16 protein-coding genes and 1 pseudogene are annotated in these 23,363 nt (G+C 75.0%); 9 read left to right on the top strand and 8 right to left on the bottom strand.

Annotation, left to right across the window (positions count from 1 at the left end; all coding sequences use genetic code 11):
* Positions 1–187 precede the first annotated feature (187 nt).
* The gene (locus ACIA8O_RS25020; RefSeq protein ID WP_396296191.1) at positions 188–1,702 is read left to right on the top strand and encodes a cellulose binding domain-containing protein; all 1,515 of its coding nucleotides are present in this window, start codon (positions 188–190) and stop codon (positions 1,700–1,702) included.
* A gap of 87 nt (positions 1,703–1,789) precedes the next feature.
* Here ACIA8O_RS25020 and ACIA8O_RS25015 read toward each other — a convergent pair whose 3' ends face one another.
* Complete coding sequence (locus tag ACIA8O_RS25015; RefSeq protein WP_396296190.1) at positions 1,790–2,908, bottom strand: glutamate--cysteine ligase; 1,119 nt, start codon at positions 2,906–2,908, stop codon at positions 1,790–1,792.
* A gap of 220 nt (positions 2,909–3,128) precedes the next feature.
* Here ACIA8O_RS25015 and ACIA8O_RS25010 point away from each other — a divergent pair, with 220 nt between their 5' ends.
* From ACIA8O_RS25010 to ACIA8O_RS25000, 3 genes are all read left to right on the top strand, one after another.
* Positions 3,129–3,932: a hypothetical protein gene (locus ACIA8O_RS25010; RefSeq protein ID WP_396296189.1), complete on the top strand. Its 804-nt coding sequence runs from the start codon at positions 3,129–3,131 to the stop codon at positions 3,930–3,932.
* A 103-nt stretch (positions 3,933–4,035) separates the two neighbouring features.
* The gene (locus ACIA8O_RS25005; protein ID WP_396296188.1) at positions 4,036–4,539 is read left to right on the top strand and encodes a hypothetical protein; all 504 of its coding nucleotides are present in this window, start codon (positions 4,036–4,038) and stop codon (positions 4,537–4,539) included.
* Positions 4,536–9,554, top strand: a complete 5,019-nt coding sequence (locus ACIA8O_RS25000) for a tetratricopeptide repeat protein (RefSeq protein WP_396296187.1) — start codon at positions 4,536–4,538, stop codon at positions 9,552–9,554. Before ACIA8O_RS25005 ends, ACIA8O_RS25000 begins: the two co-directional genes overlap by 4 nt.
* A gap of 62 nt (positions 9,555–9,616) precedes the next feature.
* Here the strand turns inward: ACIA8O_RS25000 and ACIA8O_RS24995 are convergent.
* Positions 9,617–9,766 (bottom strand): annotated as a pseudogene (locus ACIA8O_RS24995) (ATP-binding protein); the annotation flags it as partial.
* Positions 9,767–10,271: 505 nt separating this feature from the next.
* A complete protein-coding gene (locus tag ACIA8O_RS24990) occupies positions 10,272–10,925 on the bottom strand; it encodes a HemK2/MTQ2 family protein methyltransferase (protein ID WP_396296186.1) in 654 nt (217 codons plus the stop codon).
* Positions 10,926–11,075: 150 nt separating this feature from the next.
* Here ACIA8O_RS24990 and ACIA8O_RS24985 point away from each other — a divergent pair, with 150 nt between their 5' ends.
* Both ACIA8O_RS24985 and ACIA8O_RS24980 read left to right on the top strand, forming a co-directional pair.
* Entirely contained in the window at positions 11,076–12,182 is a 1,107-nt protein-coding gene (locus tag ACIA8O_RS24985) for a serine/threonine-protein kinase (protein ID WP_396296185.1), read from the top strand.
* Between the two features lie 124 nt (positions 12,183–12,306).
* Positions 12,307–13,041 carry an erythromycin esterase family protein gene (locus ACIA8O_RS24980; protein ID WP_396296184.1) on the top strand — a complete coding sequence of 245 codons (735 nt, stop codon included), beginning with the start codon at positions 12,307–12,309 and terminating at the stop codon, positions 13,039–13,041.
* 57 nt (positions 13,042–13,098) lie between these two features.
* Here the strand turns inward: ACIA8O_RS24980 and ACIA8O_RS24975 are convergent, their stop codons facing one another.
* Positions 13,099–13,992: a LysR family transcriptional regulator gene (locus ACIA8O_RS24975; protein WP_396296183.1), complete on the bottom strand. Its 894-nt coding sequence runs from the start codon at positions 13,990–13,992 to the stop codon at positions 13,099–13,101.
* A gap of 97 nt (positions 13,993–14,089) precedes the next feature.
* On the opposite strand from ACIA8O_RS24975, the gene ACIA8O_RS24970 reads away from it, so the two are divergent.
* Positions 14,090–15,511, top strand: coding sequence for an MFS transporter (locus ACIA8O_RS24970; RefSeq protein ID WP_396296182.1), 1,422 nt, complete (start codon positions 14,090–14,092; stop codon positions 15,509–15,511).
* A gap of 7 nt (positions 15,512–15,518) precedes the next feature.
* Here ACIA8O_RS24970 and ACIA8O_RS24965 read toward each other — a convergent pair whose 3' ends face one another.
* Positions 15,519–16,052 (bottom strand): DM13 domain-containing protein, encoded by a 534-nt coding sequence (locus tag ACIA8O_RS24965; RefSeq protein ID WP_396296181.1) that lies wholly within the window; start codon positions 16,050–16,052, stop codon positions 15,519–15,521.
* A 269-nt stretch (positions 16,053–16,321) separates the two neighbouring features.
* Between ACIA8O_RS24965 and ACIA8O_RS24960 the strand changes: the two genes are divergently transcribed.
* Both ACIA8O_RS24960 and ACIA8O_RS24955 read left to right on the top strand, forming a co-directional pair.
* Positions 16,322–17,026, top strand: coding sequence for a hypothetical protein (locus ACIA8O_RS24960; protein WP_396296180.1), 705 nt, complete (start codon positions 16,322–16,324; stop codon positions 17,024–17,026).
* Between the two features lie 111 nt (positions 17,027–17,137).
* On the top strand, positions 17,138–17,878 hold the full coding sequence (locus ACIA8O_RS24955; RefSeq protein WP_396296179.1) for a hypothetical protein: 741 nt from the start codon (positions 17,138–17,140) through the stop codon (positions 17,876–17,878).
* Between the two features lie 69 nt (positions 17,879–17,947).
* On the opposite strand, the gene ACIA8O_RS24950 is transcribed toward ACIA8O_RS24955, so the two are convergent.
* From ACIA8O_RS24950 to ACIA8O_RS24940, 3 genes are all read right to left on the bottom strand, one after another.
* Positions 17,948–20,197, bottom strand: a complete 2,250-nt coding sequence (locus tag ACIA8O_RS24950; RefSeq protein WP_396296578.1) for an FdhF/YdeP family oxidoreductase — start codon at positions 20,195–20,197, stop codon at positions 17,948–17,950.
* 924 nt (positions 20,198–21,121) lie between these two features.
* Complete coding sequence (locus tag ACIA8O_RS24945; RefSeq protein ID WP_396296178.1) at positions 21,122–22,240, bottom strand: fatty acid desaturase family protein; 1,119 nt, start codon at positions 22,238–22,240, stop codon at positions 21,122–21,124.
* Between the two features lie 7 nt (positions 22,241–22,247).
* Positions 22,248–23,303, bottom strand: coding sequence for a ferredoxin reductase (locus ACIA8O_RS24940; RefSeq protein ID WP_396296177.1), 1,056 nt, complete (start codon positions 23,301–23,303; stop codon positions 22,248–22,250).
* Between the last annotated feature and the right edge of the window lie 60 nt (positions 23,304–23,363).

Raw genomic sequence — 23,363 nt, 5'->3', positions numbered from 1 at the left:
CTCCTGTGGGTGGGGGATGGCGTGACGCGAAACTGTGGGAGCGCTCCCAAGAATCAGGAGAGCCGACCGGAGTGTCAAGAGACTGTGCAGCAAGGGGTGTTGGCAACTCGTCGATTGCTGGCTACCTTTCAGGGCGGGCCTGTGGGAGCGCGCCCAAACACTCCGTCAGTTCGCTTAGGAGCGGGACATGTCCCTGCGCCACTCCGTACTCGCCCTCGGTGCCGCGATCGCCGCCACCGCCGCCCTGCTCGGCCCGATCGCCGCGTCCTCCTCGGCCGCCGCCACCGCCTGCACGGTGGACTACTCCGTCAACGACTGGGGTTCCGGCTTCACCGCCAACGTCAAGGTCACCAACCTCGGCACCGCCCCGGTCAACGGCTGGACGCTGGGCTACGCCTACACCGGCAACCAGACCCTCTCCGGCACCGGTTGGAACGGCACCTGGTCCCAGAGCGGCAAGACCGTCACCGTCACCGCACCCGCCTGGGCCACCACCATCCCGGCCGGCGGCAACGCCACCGCCGGGGCCAACTTCGCCTACAGCGGCACCAACACGGCCCCCACCGCCTTCACCGTCAACGGCACCCCCTGCACCGGATCACCGTCTTCCCCGTCCCCGTCCCCGTCCCCGTCCCCATCCCCGTCCTCCTCGCCCTCGCCCTCGCCCTCGCCGAGTCCAACGGCTCCGGGCGGCGCCGCCCCGGCGCTCAAGGTCTCCGGCAACACCCTGGTCACCCCCGCCGGCACCCCGTACGTCCTGCACGGGGTGAACCGCTCCGGCACCGAGTACATGTGCGTCCAGGGCTACGGCTTCTTCGACGGCCCGGTCGACGCCGCCGCCATCGCCGCAATCAAGAGCTGGAAGGGCGTCAACACCGTCCGGGTGCCGCTCAACGAGGACTGCTGGCTCGGCAAGCCCAACGTCAAGCCCGAGTACGCGGGCGCCAACTACCGCTCCACGATCAGGACTTGGGTGAACGACCTGCGCACCGCCGGGCTCACCCCGATCGTCGAACTCCACTGGAGCCGCGGCCAGTACACCGGCAACTCGGCCGGCTGCGCCGATCTGAACGCCACCTGCCAGAAGCCGATGCCGGGCGCCGACGCGGTGCCGTTCTGGAACTCGGTGGCGGAGACCTTCAAGGGCGACCCCTCGGTCGTCCTCGACCTCTTCAACGAGCCCTACCCCGACCGCTCCGAGTCCTCCCTCGCCCAGGGCTGGCTCTGCTGGCGCGACGGGCAGTGCCCCGGCATCGGCTACCCCGTCAGCGGCATGCAGTCCCTGGTCGACGCCGTCCGGGCGACCGGCGCCGCCAACGTCATCCTGCTCGGCGGCCTCGCCTACTCCAACGACCTCGGCCAGTGGCTCGCCCACAAGCCCACCGACCCGACCGGCAACCTGGGCGCGGCCTGGCACGTCTACAACTTCAACACCTGCTCCACCAGCGCCTGTTGGGACGCGACGCTGGCCCCGGTGGCGGCCCGGGTGCCGCTGATGGCCGGTGAGATCGGCGAGAACGACTGCGCCCACGGCTTCATCGACCAGGTGATGGCCTGGCTGGACGCCCGCCGCGTCTCCTACCTCGGCTGGACCTGGAACACCTGGAACTGCACCACCGGCCCGGCCCTCATCACCTCCTACGACGGCACCCCGACCGCCTTCGGAGCGGGCCTGCGCGACCACCTCGCCACCCTCGGCTGACCCCCGCCCCGCCCGGGGAGCCGGCTCCCCGGGCGGGGCGCCCTCCGTGATCGCCCACGCCGCCCTCCGCACTCACCAGCCCCTGCTTCAACCGACCGGCGACCCCGGGCCGGGAGCCATCGTGCTCGCCAGCAGACCCTCCGTCAGCCCCGGCCGCCCGCCCGCCGCGAACCAGCGGCGCTGGCGCTCGGCGCCGTTGCCCTCGCGGGCGAAGTCGTGCCACAGGCCGGCCACCAGCTCGGTGTCCCCGGCCGCGGCCAGGCCGGGGGCCGCGTGCTCCCACAGTTCGTCCACCACCTCCGCCGCCGGACGGGCCCGACCGGTGACGGGCGAGACCAGCGATCCGGCCAGGCCGGTGCGGGCCGCGTGCCAGGTCATGGCGCTCAGCAACTCCCCGTGCGGGGCCGGCCACCGCCGTCCGGCCCGGGCGGCGAGCAGCCCGGCGGCGGCCAGCCCGCGGACCACCCCCGCGAACAGCTCGGCGTCGGTGGCCGTCAACTGCACGTCCGCCGCCCGGACTTCGACGGTGGGGTAGCGGGCGGAGAGCCGGGCGTGCCAGTACAGCTGCCCCCGGTCGGCGATCACCTCCGCCTCCTCCAGGGCCCGCAGCCGCGCCCGGTGGTCGGCCGCGTCCGCGAAGTGCGGGGGCGGTCCGCTGACCGCCCACCGGTCAAACCCGACGGTGCGCCAGCTGGCGAAGCGGCTGTCCACCCCGCCCCGGAACGGCGAGTTCGCGGCCATCGCGACCAGCACCGGGAGCCAGGGCCGCAGGCGGTTGAGCACCGCCACTCGCTCCTCCTCGTCCGCCACCCCGACGTGCACGTGCATCCCGTTCAGGAGCAGGTCGTCCACCAGCAGCGGCGCCTGACGCTCCGCCCGCCGGTAGCGCTCCGAATCCGTCACCCCCACCGGTTCGTCCGCCTCGAACGGCGCCGCCCCCACCGCCACCACCCGGCAGCCGTGCCGGGCCGCCGCCGCGCTCAGGCCCGCCCGCACCCGCGCCAGGTGCCGCCCCACCTCCGCCAGCTCCCCGCACACCGGTGTGGCCGTCTCCACCTGCGCCCGCAGCAGCTCGTGCTGCGCCTCCTGCTCACGCAGCGCGGGCGCCGACCCGGCCGTGGCCAGCACCTCGGCGGCCCGCGGCACCGGCGCGCAGTCGCGCGGGTCGACCAGCAGGTACTCCTCTTCCACTCCCAGACTCAGCATTCCGCCCGGCTACCCGGTCCCGATCGCTTCACACCCCGGCGCCCCCGCCACCGCCCGGCGGGGGCGGGGGCGGGGGCCGACCGTTGCTCCGTCCGTGGGATCCCCGAGGCTTGGTTCGTACCCGCTCGGACCGGTTGCCGGACGTACGCCGGTGCCGGGGCGATGATCGCGGTGCCCGCCCCGCCCCGCGGGAGCCGCCCACACGCCGAAGGTGCCGCCCGTGGTCCTGGTCATCGCCGTCGCCGCCTGCGCCCTGCTCCTGGGCCTGGCGGCCAACCGTTTCCTGCGCCCGCTGCTGCTGAAGGAGGACGACGGCACCGGCATGGCCGTCAAGGACCTCGTCGGCCCTCTCCTCACCCTCACCGTCCTGCTGCTCGCCTTCGTCCTGGTCACCGCCAACGGCTCCTACGGCAAGGCCGAGGTCGCCTCCCGCGGCGAAGCCCGCGCCCTGGACCAGCTGGTCGAGACCGCCGAGTACGCCCCCGCCGCCCAACGCGACCGCATCCAGGCCGACTGCGTCTGCTACGCCCGCGCCGTCCGCGAACAGGAGTGGCCCGCCATGGGCGACGGCCACGGCTCCACCGCCCCCAACGCCTGGAGCGGTGACCTCCGGCAGACCTTCGCCCAGCTCCAGGGCCAGTCCGTCTTCGGCATGCTCGTCTCCGCCGACAACAAGCGCTCCGACGAACGCGACGAACGCCTCACCCAGGCCTCCCCCAACATCCCCTCCGCCGTCCTGTGGTTCCTGCTCGCCACCCTCACCGTCACCGTCGTCGCCCTCGGCATCTGCCTGCCCCGGCGCGACAACCGCGGCCAGGTCCTCACCCTCGCCCTGATCACCTGCCTGCTCACCACCACCCTGGTCCTGATCCGCGACGTCGACCGCCCCTTCGGCGGCATCATCGACGTCAAACCCGAGGCCATCACCGAAGTCGAACGCCAGGCCCACCGCGACCTCCTCGCCCACGACCCGGCCGCCAAGCTCCCCTGCGACGAGGCCGGCAACCGGACCGCCACCGCCTGACCCCCGGCCGGGCCGCGCGCTGACCGTTCCACCCCGCCCGCCGTCGGCTGACGGACCGTCACTTGTAGGCTGGCGTCGCCGGTACACAGTCAAGGGGGCAGTGATGACCAATCTCCCGACCACGGTCAGCGAACTCGGAGGTCTGGCCGAGGAGGGCGCCGTCGTGCTCGCCGGCGCCCTCGCCACGGGCGCGTTCGGCGTGGCGCGCGCGAGGATAGCCGCCATGTTCGGACGGCTGGGCCCGGGCCACGGGGCCGGCGCGGAGACGCAGTTGGACGCCGACCAGGAGCTCGTCCTGGACGCGGACCCGGAGGAGCAGGACGGGGTCCGTCAGGACATGGTGCCCGTCTGGCGGCGCAGGCTCGTCCGTCTGCTCCGGGACTGCCCCGAGGCCGCGCCGGAGCTGATCGACCTGCTCGGTGCGCTCCGCGAGGCGCTGCCCCGGGAGCGCCAGGGCTGGGTGCAGACGATCGTGGCCCGCGACGGCGGCACCGTCTACGCCGCCCAGGGCGGGAACGTCATCCACCACCAGGGCGTCCGCGGACGCGAGGTCCCGCCCGCGGACGAGGGCGGGGACGCCGAGGACGGCGGGCGGGCCGGGGCGTGAGCGGGGCGGGCACCGGTCCGGGCCCCGCCGACGGCCTCCCGGCCGACCGGCGGCAGGTCCAACTGGTGCGCACCGAGGGCGGATTCGCCTACGGTGCCGTCGGCGCCGATGTCCACGTGTTCGGGGACGGCACCCCCGTCTACCGGCTGCTGCGCCGCCGGGGCGGGCCCGGCCCCGCCCCGGCCAGGCTCAGGTCGCAGCCCAGCCGGCTGCTGGACGCACGGGCCGAGGTCGTCGACTTCACCGGCCGCGGCGCCGAGTTGGAGGAGCTACGGGCGTGGCGGGACACCGGGCCGAGGTTCGCGGTGCGGTGGCTGCACGGGGAGGGCGGCCAGGGCAAGACCCGGCTGGCAGGGCGGCTGGCCGAGGAGTCCGAGCGGGCGGGCTGGGTGGTGGCGGAGGCCGTCCACGGGACGGACACCCATCCGCGGGCCGAGGGCGGGCAGGACCTGCGGCTCGACCGGAGCAGCGGGCTGCTGGTGCTGGTCGACTACGCCGACCGGTGGCCGCTGTCCGACCTGAGCTGGCTGTTCCACAACATGGTGTTCCGGCAGCCGGTCCCCGCGCGGGTGCTGCTGATCGGCCGGTCGGCGGGCCAGTGGCCCGCGCTGCGGGGCAAGTTGGACCGGCTCCGGGAGGGCATCGACACCTCCGACCAGCTGCTGCCGCCGCTCGCCGACGACGGGGACCACCGCGCCGCGATGTTCGACGCGGCCAGGGACGGCTTCGTCCGTCACTACCCCGAGCTCGGCGACCCGGCCGAGGTCCGGCCGCCGGGGGCCCTGCACCAGGCCGACTTCGGGCTGACGCTGGCCCTGCACATGGCCGCCCTGGTCGCGGTGGACGCGACCGCCCGGGGCCGCACTCCCCCGGCGGGCATGGTCGGGCTCACCGCCTACCTGCTGGACCGCGAGCGCGAGAACTGGGGCCAGCTCCAGGAGAACGCCGGGCGGGGCCTGGACTACGGGACGTCCGACCGGGCGATGGCGCGCACCGTGTTCACGGCGATCCTCTCCGGGGCCGTCCCCCGAGCCAGGGCCGCGACCGTGCTGGAGCGGGCCGCTCCCGGGGTGCCCGTCGACCGGGCCCTGGCCGACCACGCCGTCTGCTACCCGCCCGCCGATCCGGGCACCGCGCTGGAGCCGCTGCTGCCCGACCGGCTGGCCGAGGACTTCCTCGCCCTCCTGCTGCCCGGCCACCCCGTCACCGGCTCTCCCCCGGACCCGTGGGCCACCGCCGTCCCCGAGCGGCTGCTCACCGACGGGTCCACGCTCTTCTGCACGCCCCGCGCCGTCGCCTTCCTGGCCGCCGCGGCCGACCGGTGGCCGCACGTGGGCGGCACCGTGCTCTTCCCCCTGCTGCGCGAGCGGCCCGAGCTCGCGCTGCGGGCGGGCAGCGCGGCCCTGACCGGTCTGGCCGCCATCGGCACCGCCGGCAGCCCCGACGACGACCATCCCGCCGATCCGGTGCTGCTCGCCGTGCTGGAGCGGGTGGAGCCGCTCCTGCCCGAGGACGCGCACGTCGACCTGGACGCCGGGGCGCTGGCCGTGGTCGAGCGGCTGACCGCGCACCGCCTCGCCGGCGGCGCCGATCCGGCCGAACGGGCCGCCCTGTACGGGGCCTTGAGCAGGCGCCGGACCAACGTCGGCCGGTGGGGGCCCGCGCTGGCGGCGGCGGAGGAGGCCGCCCGGATCGACCGGCGGTTGGCCGGGCACGACCCCCGGCACCGGGCCCCGCTGGCCGGTTCGCTGACCGCGCTCGGCAACGCCCTTGCCCGGCACGGCCGTTGGTCCGAGGCGGTCTCCCAGTCCCGGGCCGCCACCGCCCTGCTGCGCGAGCTGGCCGAGCAGGACCCGGGCCACCGCCCGTCCCTGGCCTCGTCGTTGACGGACCTCGCGGCGCGGTACTCCGACGGCGGCCGGGCCGGCGCGGCCCTGCACGCCGCCGAGGAGGCGGCGGCGCTGCGCCGGGAGCTGGCGGCCGAGGACCCCGAACGGCAGTCGGCCCACCTCGCCCGGGCCCTCGGCGGGCTGGGCCTCCTGCGCCTGCGGCAGGGCCGACGGGAGGAGGCCGTCCTGGCGGCGGAGGAGGCGGTGACCGTACTGCGCGGGCTGGCCCGCCGCCGCCCCGGCGACCATCTCGCCGATCTGGCAAGGGCGTTGAGCGGTCTCGGCCAGGTCCGCCTGGAAGCCGGCCGACGGGACCTGGCCGTCGGGGCGGCGCAGGAGGCGGTCGGCCTGTTCCGGCAGCTGGCCGGCACCAACCCGGCCGTCCACCGGCCGCACCTGGTGACCTCCCTGGTCCACCTGAGCGCGACGCTCCCCCGCCGGGCCGCGTCCGGGGACCGCACCGCCGGACCGGCGCTGGCCGCGGCGGAGGAGGCGGCGGCCCTGGCCAGGGAGCTGGCCGACACCGATCCGGCGATCCACCGGCGCGGGCTGGGCCGGGCCCTGGAGGCCCACGGCGACAGGCTGGCCGAGCTCGGCCGGCGGGACGAGGCCGTCACGGTGCTGCGCGAGGCCGCGGACCTCTACCAGGCGATCGGCACCGGCGGCCAGGCTCCCTGGGAACTCACCGGCGTGCTACGGCGGTTGGCCGCGCTGTACGGCGAGTCCGGCGCACCGGCCGACGAGGCGCACATGCTCATGAACCTGAGCGCCCTTCCGCTCGCCCCGCCCGAGGAACGCGTCGAGGCGGCCCGTCAGGCCGTCGAGCTCCACGCCGGGCGGGACGAGCACGTGGTGGAGGCCGCCGCCCTGGTCAACCTGGGTACCGCGCTGGCCGAGGCCCGCCGGTACGAGGAGGCCGTCGCCGTCGGCCGACGCGCCCTCGCGCTCTCCCACGGCGTGCGTCCCCGGGACTTCACGGCCCTGGCACTGACGAACCTGGCGGACCACCTGCGACGCGCCGGGCGCCACGCGGAGGCGCTCGAGGCGGCCGACTCCGCCTGCGCCCTCGACGCGGAGCTCGGCCGCGAGCGGGGCGAGCCGTTCTACATCCGCGGCGCGACCCTCCTCGGGCTGGGCCGGAACGAGGAGGCGGTCCTCGCCCTGGAGCGGGCCGCCGACCTCTACGAGCGCACGGGCCGGCGGGAGTACGAGGACAGCGGCGACACCCTGCACGAGGTCGACGCCCGGCACACCCTGGGGACGGCGCTCTCCCGCACCGGGCGGTTCGCCGAGGCGACCACCGCGCTGCGACGCGCGGCGGAGCTCTACGAGGTGGCCGGTGAGCACCGCCGGGCCCGGCGGTGCTCGCTCACCCTCTGCGCCGTCCTGGCCACCGCGGGGAGCCTGGACGAGGCCCTCCCCCTCGCCGAGCGGCTGCTCGCCCGCTGCCGCGCGGACGACGACCGGGAGTTGGAGGCCGTGGCGCTCTCCCAGTACGGCGCGGTCCTCCTGGAGGCGGGCCGGGTCGCCGAAGCCCTCCCGCTCTGCCGCGAGGCGGCCGCGGCGCTGAGCGGCCCGGCGCGGCCGGAGGAGCCCGGCCACCTGGCGGCGGCCTGGCACAACCTGGGCCGGGCGCTGGAGCGGTCGGGCCGGCCGCAGGAGGCCGTCGAGCCGTGGGGTGAGGCCGCCCGGCTGTGGGCTGAGCTCGGCGACCACCGCCAGGAGCAGGCCGCGTCCTACGGGCTCGGCGTCGCCTGCTTCGCCCGGCACCGGAGCGCGGAGGCCGTCACCGCCTTCGAGCGCGCCCTGCACCTCAGCCGGCAGCTGGCCGACCGGTCGACCGAGGCCGGGGCCCTGCTCGGCCTCACCGGCGCCATGGTGGAGTCGGGGCGGCTCACCGACGCGGTCGTGACGGGCCGTCAGGCGGCGGCGCTGCTGCGGGAGTCGGGCGAGCACGCGCGCGAGGGACTGGCGCTCGGCCGGGTGCACGAGGCCCTCACCCGGCTCGGCCGGCCGGACGAGGCCGCCGAGGTGCTGGAGCATGCCGCGGCCGCCCACCGCGCCGCACGCGACGCGGGCGACGCGGGCGACGCGGGCGACGCGGGCGACGAGGCCCGCGCGCTGGTCCGGCTGACCGACGCCCGCCTGCGGGCGGGCCGCCGGGAGGAGGCGATCGGCGGCGCCCGCCGGGCCGTCGGGCTCTACGCGGCGGTCGGCAACCGGCTGGGGGAGGGTTCGGCCCTCTACGCTCTCGGCACCGCCCTGGCGGACGGCCGGCACTTCGAGGAGGCCGCGGCGGTCAACGGCCGCTGCGCCGACCTGATGCGCGAGCTCGGTGACCTCCGGCGCGAGGGGTCGGCCCTGCTCAACCGGTGCACCGCGCTCCAGGAGCTCCAGCGGTACGACGCCGTGGCCGAGGCCGCGGACCGGATCGTCGCCGTCCACCGGGCGATCGGCGACCGGCCCGGGGAGGCCAAGGGGCTGATCCTGCTCGCCCTGGCCCACCGGGAGGCCGGACGGGCCGAGGGGCGCCTCGCCGCCGCCGGTCGGGCCACGGCGGTGCCGCTGGAGCCCGGCGACCCGCTCCGGGCGATCGCCTGGTTCGAGTACGGCGCCGCGCTCAACCACGGCGGGCAGCAGGAACCGGCCGCCGCGGCCTTCGCCGAGGCCGCCGCGTCGTACCAGGCCGCGGGCGACCTCCGCACCGCCGCGACGGCCTGGCGCAACGCCGGCGAGATGCTGCTCCGGACCGAGCGGTGGCACCGGGCGGTCGAACCCTGCCGTCGGGCCGCCACTCTCTTCGCCGACCCGCTCGCCGACCCCCGGTACGAACTCGACGCCCGGATGGCGCTCGGCAAGGCCCTGCTGGGAGCCGGCCGCTACGTCGAGGCGACCCCGGAGTGGCGGCGGGCGGTCGACCTCGCCCGGGCCCTGGGGGCGCGCGAGACCGAGGGCACGGCCCTGTTCATGCTCGGCGCGGTCCTGACGGACCTCGGCGAGGCGCGCGAGGGCATCGCCGTCAGCCGGGAGGCCGTGGCGGTGCTCCGGGCCTGCGGTCTGCACGGACAGGCCGAAGGGGCGCTGCGCAACATCCGGGTCGGGGAGCGGAAGCTGCGCGGCGGGTGACCCTGCGTCAGCCGTCGCCCGGCCCGGGACAGCTCCCCGTAGCGGTCCGCCCGTCGCTCTCCCCCTCGCTCTCCCCGTCGTGCGGATCGGGGCGGCCAGGCGGGCAGCGCCGGCGAGGAGTCGTGCACGCTGACGTGCAGGCAGCGGCTGTCCCGGGTCAGGACCAGACCGGCGGCGCTGTGCGTGTGCAGGTGCGCGTTGGTGATCAGCTCCGGTCGACCTGCTGCGCACCCGCACCCCGCTCTCGGGCGAGCCGGTGCCCGCCGAGGTCCACGACGCCCCGGAGTGGGGCGAGGACCTCCACCTGGCGCTCCACCTCTGCTACGAACTCCACTACCGCGTTCGCGGCGGTGGCCCCCGACTGGGAGTGGGATCCGGGCCTGCTGGACCTGAGGCACCGTCTGGAGAGCCGCTTCCTGAGCGCGGTACGCGCCGAACTCGGGCCCGTACCCCCGCTCGCCGAGCAGCTGGACGCCCTCCTGGTGGAGCCCCCGGACGGGGACGGCCTCTCGCACCTGCTGCTGAGGGAGGGTCAGCGCTGGCAGGCCAGGGAGTACCTGGTCCACCGGTCGGCGGACCACCTCAAGGAGGCCGATCCGCAGGCCTGGATGATCCCGCGCCTGCACGGCGCGGCCCAGGCGGCGCCGGTCGCGATCGAGTACGACGAGTACGGCGCCGGGCGCCCGCACCGCCTCCCGAGCCGGAGCGGCGGGACGTTCAGCGTTTCCGGACACCACGGACCACCACCAGTTCCTCCGTCCGCTCGCCCGGGGCGACCAGCCCCTGCGCCTCCAGCCAGGCGGCCCGGCCGCTCATCACCGGCCCGAACGGGATGCTGCGCCGGGCGACCACCTCGGTGGCGAGGCCCGCCCGTTCCAACCGGGCCCGGGTCTCGCCGACGCCGCACAGCGAGGAGTGCACCACCAGCAGGACGCCGCCCGGTGCGAGGACCCGGGGTGCCTGACGGCAGATCCGCTCCAGCAGCGCGCGGCCGTCGTGGCCGGCGTCCCAGGCCCGGGCGATCCCGCGGACCGGCAGGGTCTCCTCGGCGGCGGGGACGTAGGGCGGGTTGGAGACCACCAGGTCGAAGCGCCGGCCGCGCACGGGCTCCAGCAGGTCTCCGTGCAGCAGGCGGATGCGGCAGCGGTTGAGCGCGCTGTTCAGCCAGGCGGTGGCCAGGGCCCGCCGGGAGACGTCGACGGCGGTCACCCTCGCCCCGGTGCCGGCGGCCGCGAGCGCCACCGCGCCGGTGCCGGTTCCCAGGTCGAGCACCGCGTCGCCGGGCCCGAGCGGTTCGCGCCCCAGACACTCGACCAGGAGCTCGGTGTCCTCCTGCGCACGGTGGACCCCGGGAGGGTTCAGCAGTCTCATGACGGCGCGTCTGCCCCTGCACCGCCGCCTGACACCTGACGGCTCGCGGGTCACCGGTGGCGTGTGGGGCGGCGTTCCGGGGGTAGGCGGGCCGGAGCCCACCCTCCTCCGAGCGGGGCAGCGGTGGAACGTCCGAGAGCGGAGACGTCGATGGCCACCGCACACGTACTGCCCGCCCCTGCCGGTCTGTTCGCCGAGCGCTACCGGGTGCAGTGCCCACTGGGCAGCGGAGGCGAGTCCGAGGTGGTGCGAGCGCTCGACGAGCGGCTGCAGCGGCCCGTGGCACTGAAGGTGCTCCGGCCGTCGGCGGGCGGCGAGGTCGCGAACCGCTTCACCCGGGAGGCGCGGACCCTGGCCCGGCTGCGGCACCCCGGCCTGGTGGCGGTCCACGACTGCGGGACCTGGGACGGCCTCCCCTATCTCGCCCTGGAGCTGGTCGAGGGCCCGACGCTGCGTCAGGTGCTGGCCCGCGAGCCCCTGTCGCCCCTGGCCGTGGCCCAGCTCGGGGCGCAGCTGGCGCGGATCCTGTCCTTCGTCCACGAGCACGGGGTGGTCCACCGTGACGTGAAACCGTCCAACATCCTGTTCGACGCGGGCGGCACCGCACGGCTCGTCGACTTCGGCATCGCCCGGCCGTCCGGCGACCCGACCACCACCCGGGCCGGACTGGTCACCGGCACGCCGGCCTACCTCGCGCCCGAACAGATCCGCGGCCGCCGGGCGCTCCCCGCCTCGGACGTGTACGCGCTGGGGCTGGTGCTCCTGGAGTGCCTGACCGGCCGCCGCGAGTACCACGGCACGCCCTCGGAGGCCGCGGCGGCCCGTCTGTCCCGCCCGCCCCGCATACCCGCCTGGCTGCCCGTCCCCCTGGCGGGAGCGCTGCACCGAATGACCCTCACCGACCCGCCCCGCCGGCCGCCCGCGCCCGAAGTCGCCGACCTCCTCGCCGAATTGACCTCGCGGACCGCTCCGACCCGACCCCGCCGACACCGGCGGCCGGCCCTCCGGCTCCACCACCGCCACGGCGCCGCCCTCGCGGCGGCCGCGGCCTTCCTCTCCCTCACCGGCCTGACGAGCGGCAGCACCGCCCCGCCCCAGCTGACCGGCCGCCCCAACACCTGCCCGTCGAGGTCGGCCAGCGCCGACCAGCGCGCGCACTGCCCGGCCGGCGCACGGTTCGCTCCCGCACCCGCTGCGGGCCCGGTCCATCCGCATCCGACCGGAACCCTGGACTCGGGTGCGGGGCAAGCCACTTGACGCCGGTTCACGACCAGGACCTGGGTCCTGGTCCCCCGCCGGTCGGCGGGTGGGGACAACCCCCGGTCCGGTCGGGGGTGTAGCGGATGGTGCAAGGCCGGTCCGCCCGGCGAGAGTTGGGTCCATGATCACGCACAAGGCCCTGCTGGCCGCTCTGCTCGTTCCGCTCGGCGCCACCCTGGCCGTCGCCCCGGGCGCCTCCGCCACCACCCCGCACGCACCGACCGCGCCGACCGCGGTGTCGGCCTCCGCCGCCTTCCGCTCGCCCGAGGCCGCCCTCGACCGGGTGGCCCAGCCCCTGCGCACCACCGACCCCACCGGCGGGACGGCCGACCTGCGGCCGTTCGGCCGGATGGTGGGCGATGCCCGGGTGGTGGCCCTGGGCGAGGCCAGCCACAGTTCGCACGAGTTCTTCACCCTCAAGCACCGCGTCCTGCGCTACCTGGTCGAGGAGAAGGGCTTCCGGGCCTTCCACAACAGCCACATCGCCCTCCAGAGCTACGTCCCCGCCACCTACCCCCGGGTTCAGGGCGACTTCCTCCGCGAGCAGCTGGGCGACGGCTACCTGAGCGTGGGCCTGACCTTCGACCACGGCTCCTTCAACGCCTTCGACCACGACGGCGCCCCCGGGCAGTTCACCGTCGGCCCCGCCGCACCCGGCACCGCAGAGCACACCCTCGACCGCGTCCGCCACCGCGACTTCGTGGTCGACCTGCGCAGCGCACCCGCCCCGGCCCGCGACTGGCTCGCCGCACCGCACACCCTCAAGAACATCGGCGCCACCTACCCCGGCATCGCCGATGTCCCCCAGGTCGGCCTGGCGGCCTCGCACGCACGGAGGATCGGCCCCGGGGCGTGACGCGTCTTCGGGCACGAGCTGCCGGAGGCGGCACCGGTCACCGCGGCGGGGGCAGGGTCAGCCGGAGCGCCCGAGGCCGGCCGCGGCGTAGAGGAGGGTGCGCACGCCGGGGGCGTCCTCCGTGCCGGTGCGCCAGAGCAGGCGCAGGCTCAACGCGGGTGCGGGCAGCGGGAGGACGGCCAGGCGTCCTTCGGTCACGGAGGTGGCCACCGCGAAGTCGGGGAGCAGTGCGACGCCGACGCCCTGTTCGGCCCAGGCGCGCATGACGGGCACGCCGTCGGCGCGCAGGCGGGGCTGGTGCGGGCTGAGGAGGCGGTCGGCGGCGAGCAGGAAGGAGCAGCCGGGTGCGTTGACCAGGAGTTGTTGGTCCGTCAGGTGTTCGGGGGTCAGGGCGGGGTGCTCGGCCAGGGGGTGCCCGGGGCGGCCGACGAGGAGGAGCGGGACGGTGGCGACGTCGACGAAGGAGAGCCCGGCCCGGGGTGCGGGGAAGCCGAGGGTGCCGAGGGTGGTGCCGGTGTCCAGGAGCAGGGCGGCGTCCAGGCGGCCAGCGGCGACGTCGGCGAGCAGTTCGTCGCGGCGGCGGGAGGCGCGGACGTCGATCCGGAGGTGGGGGTCGCGGGCGGTGACGCGGGCCAGGACGGCCGGGACGTGGGAGGCGGCGATGGTCTCCAGGGCGCCGAGGTGGAGTGCGTGCGGGGTGCCGGTGACGTCGCGGCGTGCCTGGTCGGCCTGGTCGAGCAGGCGGTGGGCCCAGCCCTGGAGGCGTTCGCCGGCCGGGGTGAGCCGCATGCCGCGGCTGCCGCGGTCGAACAGCGGGACGTCGAGGGAGCGTTCGAGCCCGCGGATGTGTTCGGACACCGTGGAGGGTGCGAGGCCGAGGGCGGTGGCGGCCTCCGTCACGGTGCGGTGGCGGACCACGGCGTCGAAGACGCGGAGCTGGCGTAGTTCCATGCCCGTCGGCAACCGCCCACCGTCCGTTCGGGATTCCCGAACGCGGGTGCGGTGTGACCGGTCGCCCGCCGCCGGTCCCGGCGGGGAAGGTACCGCCATGAGCGTCCTACCTCCCACCGGGGCGGAACACCCGCCCGGTCACGTCCTCGATCCCACCCCGCCCGCACCGCCCGCACCGTCGGCACAGCGCCGCCGCCGGGCCGCCCTGCTCGGCGTCTCCCTCGGGTACTTCATGGTGCTGCTGGACCTGACGGTCCTGGCCGTCGCCGAACCCGATCTGGTCGCCTCGTTGGGGATGTCCGCGACGGGCCTGCAGTGGGTGACGACCGCCTACACCGTGGTCTTCGCGGCCCTGTTGCTGACGGCCGGGGCGCTCGCCGACCGCCACGGTGCGTGGCGGGTGTTCCGGGTCGGGACGGCGGCGTTCGGCGCCCTGTCGCTGCTGTGTGCCGCGGCGCCGGGCACGGGTGCGCTGGTGGCGGCCCGGGCGGTGCTCGGGGTGGCGGCGGCCGCCGTCGTGCCCTCCTCGATGGCGGTCGTCGCGCGGCTGTACCCCGACCCGGCCGCCCGCACCCGGGCGGTGGCGGCCTGGGCGGCGGTCAGCGGTGCGGCGGTGGCCGCCGGCCCGCTGGTGGGCGGACTCCTGGTGCAGTTGGCCGGCTGGCGGGCGGTCTTCGTGGTGAACGCCCCGATCGCGGTGCTGGCGTTGGGACTTGCCGCGGGCCGTGGGGCGGCGTCGCCGCCCGGCACCCGGCGCATCGACTGGCCGGCCCAGGCCGGCGCGTGCCTGGCGCTCGCGCTGGCGACCGACGCGGTGATCGCGGTCGGTGGCGGGGCCTGGCGCCATGCGGCGGTCTCGGCGGTACTGTCCGTCGCGGCGGGCTCGGCGTTCGTGCGTCGTGAACTCCGCAGCACGGCACCGGTGTTGGGCGCGGGGCTGCTGCGCAGCCCGGTGGTACGGGCGGGGCTGGCGGTCGGTGCGGCGGTGAACTTCGCCTTGGCGGGCGACCTGTTCGTCCTGCCCCTGCTGTTCCAAGGGGACCGTGGGCTGGGGGCGTTGGCGACGGGGGTGGCGCTGCTTCCGCTGACGCTGCCGTTCGTGGTCAACCCGCCGCTGACCGGCAGGATCGTGGTCGCCGTCGGGCCGCGGACACCGATCGTGGGCGGGACTGTGCTGCTGGCCGTCGGCGCCCTGGTGCTCGCCGCCGGGAGCCGGGCCGGGGCCGGGTACGCGGTCCTGGCGGTGGGACTGCTGCTGACCGGGGCCGGGGTCTCCTTCGTCCTGCCCGCGGTGGTCGCGGCACTCGTCGAGGCGGCACCGCCCGGGACGGCCGGCGCGGTGGCCGGCGTGCTGAACGCCTGCCGGCAGAGCGGCGCCACGCTCGGGGTGGCGGTGATGGGCGCCTGCGCGGGGACGACGGCGCACCCCACGGGGTCGGCCGCGGCCCTGCTGGTCCCGGCCGGGGTGTGTGCGGCGGCGGGTCTGTGGTTCGCCGTCCGGACGTCGCCTTCCCGTTGACGGGCCGTCAGGCGGCGGCGAGGTCGGCGGCGCCGAAGCCGACGGAGAAGCGCTTGCACCAGATGACAGCACTGTGGAAGCGGGTGAGGTCGGTGCCGGCCGGGACGGCGTAGTTCTGGTTGCCCAAGTTGCCCTTGAGACGGCCGAGTTCGACGGCGCCGGGGCCGAGGTCGTCGAGCCTGGACTCGGCGGAGGGGCGGGTGGAGAGGTAGACCCTCACGTCGGGGCCCTCGGAGGTGGCGAGGTCCTCCAGGCGCAGGACGGCGCTGCCGTCGGCGAGGCGGACGAGGCGGGCCCGGCCGGTGGTGGTGTGCTCGCCCGAGACGAAGCTCCCGCGGCCGAGGTCCGTCGGCGCGGCAGTGGACGCCGAAGGCGAGGGCTCCGTCGTACGTACGGCCGTCGTCGGTGCCGACACGGCGGTGGGCAGGGCCTCGTCGACGGTGGTGTCGGTGAACGCCTTCCACGGCTGAAAGACGATCAGGCCGCCCGCGAGCACGGCCAGGAGCACGAGCGACAGGACGGACAGGAGCGGCTTGGACATGCGTCGTCGCATCACGGACTCCGGGAACGGGACAACAGGTGGACGGGTACGACTGAACACCACCGGCGTACCCGCCACCAGCCCCGGAGCCATTACGGAACCCTGACGTCAACGCCGGTCCGGCCCAAAGGCGTCGGCGTCGGCGGGCCGGATAACGGCAGGCGTGCTGCCGATGATCACCCCCATAATGTCCGCAACCGGCACCGGGCCGGTGGTCGCCGCATGGAGAGAACTTGATACGCCGCACCGCCCTCGTGTCACCGGTCCTGGTGTCACTGCTCGCTCTCGGGACGGCCTGCTCGTCCGCCCCCGCAGCACCGTCGCCGTCGCAGACGCCGTCGCAGTCGCCGTCAGCCGCCCGGAGCGGCCCGGCGGCGGCGCCGTCCGCCGCCCCGTGGCGCGCCCTTCCGGCGCTGACCCCCGGTCAACTGCCGGGCACCGCACTGCCGGTGGCCGACCTGCCCCCGGGCACCCGGTACCAGGACTTCACCCGCACCTCCGCACCGGACCCGGAGCGCTGGAGGCTCGCCGCCGCCGGCAACCCGGACTGCGCGCCGGTGATCAACGCGCTCGCCCCGCCCTCCGGTCCCTACGCCGAGCACGGCTACGTCAGCGGGGGCAGCGCGGGCGACGTGCTGAAGGCCCGGGTCACCGCCGTCCCCGGTGCGGAGGCCCGAGGACGGTTCGACACGCTGCGGGACGCGGTGCACGGCGGACGCTGCACCACCCTGCGGCTCAGCGCCGAGACGGCCGCGTTCCAACTCGAACCCATGCCCGTCGACGGACCGGACGTCCCGACCGTGGGCCTCCGCCTCCGCACCACCAGCGGCGGTGGCACGGTCCTGCTGGTCCTCTACGCGGCCGTCGGGGAGAACTCCCTGCTCTTCTCGGTCAGCGACGAGGCCCAGCGCAAGCCCGCCCTGCGCACCGACCTGGTCACCGCCCAGATCAACCGGGTCCTCGCCACCTCCTGACCGCGCTCCGCCCGCCCCCACGAGGAGTTGACGGTGGCTCTCCTGCCGCTACCCGGCAGTACTGCCATCCGGCTGTCGGGGCGTCACCGGGTGTCGATAGAGTCCTCGCCCATGCGAAGAATGATCCAGGCCTTCACTGCCGTTGTCGCGGTCGGTCTGCTGACCACCGCCTGCGGCACCTCCGGCAGTCCTTCCGGTTCCACCGACAGCGGTGCGGCGGGCAGCAGTGCGGCGGGCAGCGCCAAGAGCGCTCCCGCCGACACTGCCAAGAGCGCCGCCAAGGTGCTGCCGGTGGCCATCGACGGTCCGCAGAAGGACGTGGTCCAGCGGGGCGGTGGCGACGCGCTCAAGGTGACGCCCGCTCCGGACAGCAAGGCACCCGTGGTGGAGAAGGTCGAGCACGCGCTGCGCGAGGACGTCCTGTCCGCCGCCCACGTGCCCGGCACGACGAGCGCGAAGTGCGCCGACGGCATCACCATGAAGGCCGGTGCGGTCAGCCAGTGCGTGGTCACCTACGAGGGCGCCGAGATCCCGTACGAGGTGAAGATCAGCGACAAGTACACCGAGGGCAGCTTCGTCTTCTCCTACACCAAGACCCAGAAGAAGGCGCTCCTGGTCGCCAAGGAGATCTACAACCGCTTCCACGAGCGCTACGGCTCCACCTCCACCGCCAGCAGGCTCGCCTGCGACGAGATCCCTGCCGCCAAGACCTTCGACTTCGGTGCGGACACCGGCTACACCTGCCAGTACTGGAGTGAGCACGGCACCAAGGACGGCAAGCCCGGCTACGTCACCGTGAAGGTCAGGATCGGCTCCACCCGCGGCAGCATCGCCCTCGACGAAGTCCGCTGACACCCGGTCACACCGCCGGCCGCGGAGCGGCGCACCCGCTCCGCGGCCGGCCGACCGACCGGCCGCGGGTCAACCGCGGCCGGAGGGCTCCACGGTGACGTTGAGGTGCTTCATGATCGGTTGGTCGCTCTGGGTGGAGTGGTCGCCGATCGCGCACAGCACGTTCATCTCCGGCATGTACCCGGCCGCGCAGCCCCGCGGCAGGTCGTACGGGACCGCCAGGTAGCCGTGCAGGGAGCGGGTGGAGCCGTCGCGGGCGGTGGCGGTGATGTCGACCGGGTCGAGCTCGGCGAGGCGGCGTTCGCGCATGTCGTCCGGGTTCAGGAAGATCAGGGTGCGCAGGTTCCTGACGCCCCGGTAGCGGTCGTTGTCCGAGTAGATGGTGGTGTTCCACTGGTCGTGCGAGCGCATGGTGCCGAGCACCAGCGTGCCGGGCGCGGGCAGGACGTCGGGCAGCGGGGCGGCGGAGAACTCGGCGCGGCCGGAGGCGGTGAGGAAGACCAGCTCGCGGGCGGGCTGCTTGATCCGGAAGCCGAGCGGCAGGCGGACCCGGCGGTTGAAGTCCTCGAAACCGTCCAGGACCTTGGCCATGGTGTCGCGGATCCGGTCGTAGTCCTCGACGTACCACTCCCACGGGGTGGCGCTGCCGGGCAGCGCGGCCCGGGCCAGGCCGGCGATGATCGCGGGTTCGGAGAGCAGGTGGGGGGAGGCGGGCCGCTTCTTCATGCCCACCGACAGGTGGACCATGCTCATCGAGTCCTCCACCGAGGTGGCCTGCACCCCGCCGCGCTGCCGGTCCTGCTCGGTGCGGCCCAGGCAGGGCAGGATCAACGCCCGCCGTCCGTGCACCAGGTGACTGCGGTTCAGCTTGGTCGACACGTGGACCGTCAGTTCGCACCGGCGCAGCGCCCGGTAGGTGTAGTCGGTGTCGGGCGCGGCGAGCGCGAAGTTGCCGCCCATGCCGACGAAGACCTTCACCTCGCCGCGGGCCATCGCCTCGATGGTGGCCACGGTGTCCTTGCCGTGCTCGCGCGGGGCGTCGATCCCGCAGACCTCGGAGAGCCGGTCGAGGAAGGCCGGTGCGGGCCGGTGGTCGATGCCGCAGGTCCGGTTGCCCTGCACGTTGGAGTGGCCGCGGACCGGGGAGGGCCCGGCGCCCTCGCGGCCCAGGTTGCCGCGCAGCAGCAGCACGTTGACGATCTCGCGGATCGCGTCGACGCCGTGCTCGTGCTGGGTGACGCCCAGGCACCAGGAGAAGATCGACCGGTCGGCCTCCCGGTAGACCCGGGCCGCCGCGAGGATCTGATCGCGGGTCAGGCCGCTCTGCCGCTCCAGCTCCTCCCACGGGGTGCGCTCGCAGAGCGCGCGGTACTCGGCGAAGCCGGTGGTGTACCGGTCGACGAACTCCTGGTCCAGGGCCTTCGGGTCGTGCGCCGACTGTTCCAGGACGGCCTTGGCGATGCCGCGCAGCAGGGCCATGTCCCCGCCGATCCGGACCTGGAGGTTGAGGCTGCTGGTCCGGGTGGCCTTGAACAGTGCCATGTCGACGAACTCGTGCGGCACGATGGTGCGGGTGGCGGCCGCCTCCACCAGCGGGTTGACGTGCACGATCCGGGCCCCGCGCCGGGTGGCGTCGGCCAGGGCGGTGAGCATCCGGGGTGCGTTGGAGGCGGCGTTGACGCCCAGGATGAACAGCGCGTCGGCGCTCTCCCAGTCCTTCAGGTCGGCGGTGCCCTTGCCGGTGCCGATCGCGGCCTGCAGGGCCCGCCCCGAGGCCTCGTGGCACATGTTCGAACAGTCGGGGAGGTTGTTGGTGCCCAGCTCACGGGCCATCAACTGGTAGAGGAAGGTGGCCTCGTTGCCGAGCCGGCCCGAGGTGTAGTACGCGGCCTGGTCGGGGCCGTCGAGGCCCCGCACGGTCTCGCCGAACAGGTCGAAGGCCTGCTGCCAGCCGACCGGCACGTACCGGTCGGTGTCCGGGTCGTAGAGCATCGGCTCGGTGAGCCGGCCCTGGTCCTCCAGCGCGAAGTCGCTCCACCCGGAGAGCTCGGTGACGGTGTGCGCGGCGAAGAACTCCCGGCCGACCCGCTTGCGGGTCATCTCCCAGGTGACGTGCTTGATGCCGTTCTCGCAGATGTCCAGGTGCAGGCCCTTGGTGTCGTCCGGCCAGGCGCAGCCCGGACAGTCGAAGCCGCCGTTCTCGTGGTTCATCCGCATGATCGCCCGGGGCCCGTCCACCAGCGCCCGCTCGCGCACCAGGAACTCCGTCACGCTCCTCGCCGCGCCCCAGCCCGCCGCCGGATGGTGGTACGGCGCCACCTCCGGCGGCCCGGACGGCTCCGCCCCGACCCTCGCCTCCCGCTCCGCCGTCCGCTCGGCGTCCTTCGCTCCGGCCCCCGGGTCATCGGCACGGTCCACGGCACTCACCTTCCGCAGTCGGGGCGCCGGCCACCACGGGCGGGCGGCCGGCGGTTCTCCCCTGTCCCCTCCAGGAAGCCAGCCCCACCGCGATCCCGCCTCCTGCGACACCCGACGCGGCGCGGATTCCCCCGGCCGCATGTCCGACCGCATGCCCGGCCGCACGGCCCACCGCGCCCGGCTCCCGCTGCGCCGGGCCACCCGCTCGCCCGGAATCGAGGCAGCATTTCCGAGCCCAGGAGCACGGCCGGGGGGGGAGGACCGACCGGGAGATCGGCCGGGAGCTCTACCTGGCCGAGAAGCCGGTCAAGAACCACGTCTCCCGGCTGCTCGCCGAACGCTACGCCCGGGGCGAGATCGACACCGACGAGTACCGCCACCGTCTGGAGACACTCCGTCAGGAGCAGGACCCCGCCCCCGGCGTCGGCTCCTCCGAACGCACCTGAGGGGCCGTCATGTCCGCCCCCTCCCCCGCCCCCGCCCCCGCCCCGCCTGGACGCCGCCGCGCTGGAGAAGCTGGTCGCGGCGGCCGTGGCCGCGCCGTCGGTGCACAACGCACAACAGCCGGCCCTGGCGTTTCCGCCTGCGGCCCGAATCCGCCACCGTGGACGTCCGGGCCCAGCGGGACCGCTCGCTGCCCGTCGCCGGCCCGGCCGGGCAGGCGCTGCACATCTCGGTCGGCGCCGCCGTCCTCAACCTCCGGGTGGCGGCCCGCCCACCCTCCCGGGCTGGGCCGGACCGCTCCGGCGGGCCGTGCGCCGGGGGCGGGGTCCCGGAGGCCACCGGAGGGAAGGGGCCCGGCCACGGCGCCGTCGGCACCGGGGATCAGGCCGCGACGAGCTCCCGCTCGCGGTCCGGCGTCCCGGCCCCGGTCCTCCGGTTCGGCAGCGAGAGCCGGACGACCTTGCGCCACGCGGAGAACACCTGCTTGGGCAGCGGCCCGGTGACGTACTCCAGCTCGTACTTGTCGAACAGCGCGCGGACCTTCACCGCCACCTCGGCGTACCGGTTGCTCGGCAGGTCCGGGAACAGGTGGTGCTCGATCTGGTGCGAGAGGTTGCCGGTCATGAAGTGCATGGCCCGGCTGCCGCTGATGTTCGCCGAGCCCATCATCTGGCGCAGGTACCACTGGCCGCGGGTCTCGCCCTCGATCGAGCGGCGCTGGAAGACCTTGACGCCCTCGGGGAAGTGCCCGCACATGATCACCGAGTGGGTCCACAGGTTGCGGACCAGGTTGGCGGTGAAGGTGGCGGCGAGCGTGGGGAGGAACGACGGGCCGGACAGCAGCGGGTGGACCACGTAGTCCTTGAGCACCTGCTTGCGGATCTTGCGGCCCACGGCCCGGGCCCGGGCGCGGAACTCCGGGTCCTTGCGGCGGCGCTTGCTGAGGTTCTTGCCGAGCTCCAGGTCGTAGGCCGCGATGCCGTACTCGAAGAAGCAGGCGTTGACCAGGTTCCACAGCGGCTGGCCGAGGTGGAAGGGGTGCCACCGCTGGTCCTCGTCGACGCGCATGATGCCGTAGCCGAGGTCGTTGTCCTTGCCGATCACGTTGGTGTAGGTGTGGTGCAGCTCGTTGTGCGAGTGCTTCCACTGGTCGGCCGGCGAGACGTGGTCCCACTCCCAGGTGGTGGAGTGGATCTTCGGGTCCCGCATCCAGTCCCACTGGCCGTGCAGGACGTTGTGGCCGATCTCCATGTTCTCCATGATCTTCGCCACGGAGAGGCCGGCGGTGCCGATCAGCCAGGCCGGCGGGAAGAGCGAGAACAGCAGCACGCCCCGGCTGGCCAGTTCGAGCTTGCGCTGCGCCGAGATGACCTTGCGGATGTAGGCGGCGTCCTGCTCGCCGCGGCCGGCGATCACCTCGTCGCGGATCGCGTCCAGCTCGCGGCCGAGCTCCTCGATCTGATCGGCGGTCAGGTGGGCGGCGGGGTCGATGGCGGTCACGGTGCTCCTACCGTTCGATGTCGCAGGGGCCCGCCGCGGCGGACACGCAGGTCTGGATGAGGACGCCCGGCTCGGCCTCGGTGATCTCGCCGGTGCGCAGGTCGCGGACGGCGCCCGCCCTGAGCGGCGTGACGCAGCCGAAGCAGATGCCCATCCGGCACCCGGAGGGCATCAGCACGCCGGCCTCCTCGCCGACGTCCAGCAGCGAGGCGGCGCCGTCCGCGTCGACGGTCCTGCCGGTGGTGCTGAACGTGACCCGGCCGCCGTCGCCGACGACCGCGACGCTCGGGCGGAAGCGCTCGGTGTGCAGGCGCTCGTGGACGCCGTGCCCCTTCCAGTGCGCCTCCGCGGCGTCGAGCAGGCCCGCCGGACCGCAGGCCCAGGTCTCGCGCTCGGCCCAGTCCGGGACGAGTTCGCCGAGGCGGGCGACGTCGAGCCTGCCGTCCGCCTCGGTGTGCACCTCGACGAGGTGCAGCCCGCCGCCCGCGGCCAGGTCCTGCAGTTCGCCGCGGAAGAGCGCGTCCTGCGGCCGGGGCGCGCAGTGGACCAGGACCACGTCGCCCGGCACGCCGTCGCGCAGCATCCCCATCACGGGCGTGATGCCGCTGCCGGCCGTCAGGTAGAGCACCTTGGCGGGCCTGGCCGGCGGCAGCACGAAGTCACCGGCCGGCTGGTCGAGGTGGACCAGCGTGCCCGGGACCGCCCGGCGGACCAGGTGGTTGCTGACCTTGCCGTCCGGGAGCGCCTTGACGGTGATCGTGATGCGGCCGTCCCGGCGGTTCGTCGGCGAGGTGACGGAGTAGGACCGCCACAGGCGCGTCCCGTCGACGTCGACCCCGATCCGCACGTACTGTCCAGGCGTGTGGCCGCGCCAGCCGCGTCCCGGCCTGATCACCACGGTCGCGGCGTCACCCGTCTCGGGGTGCACGGCCTCGATGCGCCCGCGCAGGTCGGCGCCCGCGCGCAGCGGGCTGACCAGGTCGAGGTAGTCCGACGGCAGCAGCGGCGTCGTGACCAGCTCCAGAAGTTTCCACGCCCTGCTGCGGAGGGCTGCGCTCGTCATGGGGCCAGCTTGCTGCGCATACGGGCGTAAAGTCCTGACCGTAGGACGTGAATCTGGTCG

The sequence above is a fragment of the Kitasatospora sp. NPDC051853 genome (assembly GCF_044452665.1).
Classification (GTDB): domain Bacteria; phylum Actinomycetota; class Actinomycetes; order Streptomycetales; family Streptomycetaceae; genus Kitasatospora.
This window is presented reverse-complemented; position numbering and strand designations above follow the sequence as displayed.

Bases quoted from the DNA above. Each gene is read 5' to 3' on its own strand.
- ACIA8O_RS25020 (WP_396296191.1), top strand. From the start codon at position 188: ATGTCCCTGCGCCACTCCGTACTCGCCCTCGGTGCCGCGATCGCCGCC.
- ACIA8O_RS25015 (WP_396296190.1), bottom strand. From the start codon at position 2,908: ATGCTGAGTCTGGGAGTGGAAGAGGAGTACCTGCTGGTCGACCCGCGC.
- ACIA8O_RS25005 (WP_396296188.1), top strand. From the start codon at position 4,036: ATGACCAATCTCCCGACCACGGTCAGCGAACTCGGAGGTCTGGCCGAG.
- ACIA8O_RS24990 (WP_396296186.1), bottom strand. From the start codon at position 10,925: ATGAGACTGCTGAACCCTCCCGGGGTCCACCGTGCGCAGGAGGACACC.
- ACIA8O_RS24985 (WP_396296185.1), top strand. From the start codon at position 11,076: ATGGCCACCGCACACGTACTGCCCGCCCCTGCCGGTCTGTTCGCCGAG.
- ACIA8O_RS24980 (WP_396296184.1), top strand. From the start codon at position 12,307: ATGATCACGCACAAGGCCCTGCTGGCCGCTCTGCTCGTTCCGCTCGGC.
- ACIA8O_RS24975 (WP_396296183.1), bottom strand. From the start codon at position 13,992: ATGGAACTACGCCAGCTCCGCGTCTTCGACGCCGTGGTCCGCCACCGC.
- ACIA8O_RS24970 (WP_396296182.1), top strand. From the start codon at position 14,090: ATGAGCGTCCTACCTCCCACCGGGGCGGAACACCCGCCCGGTCACGTC.
- ACIA8O_RS24965 (WP_396296181.1), bottom strand. From the start codon at position 16,052: ATGTCCAAGCCGCTCCTGTCCGTCCTGTCGCTCGTGCTCCTGGCCGTG.
- ACIA8O_RS24955 (WP_396296179.1), top strand. From the start codon at position 17,138: ATGCGAAGAATGATCCAGGCCTTCACTGCCGTTGTCGCGGTCGGTCTG.
- ACIA8O_RS24940 (WP_396296177.1), bottom strand. From the start codon at position 23,303: ATGACGAGCGCAGCCCTCCGCAGCAGGGCGTGGAAACTTCTGGAGCTG.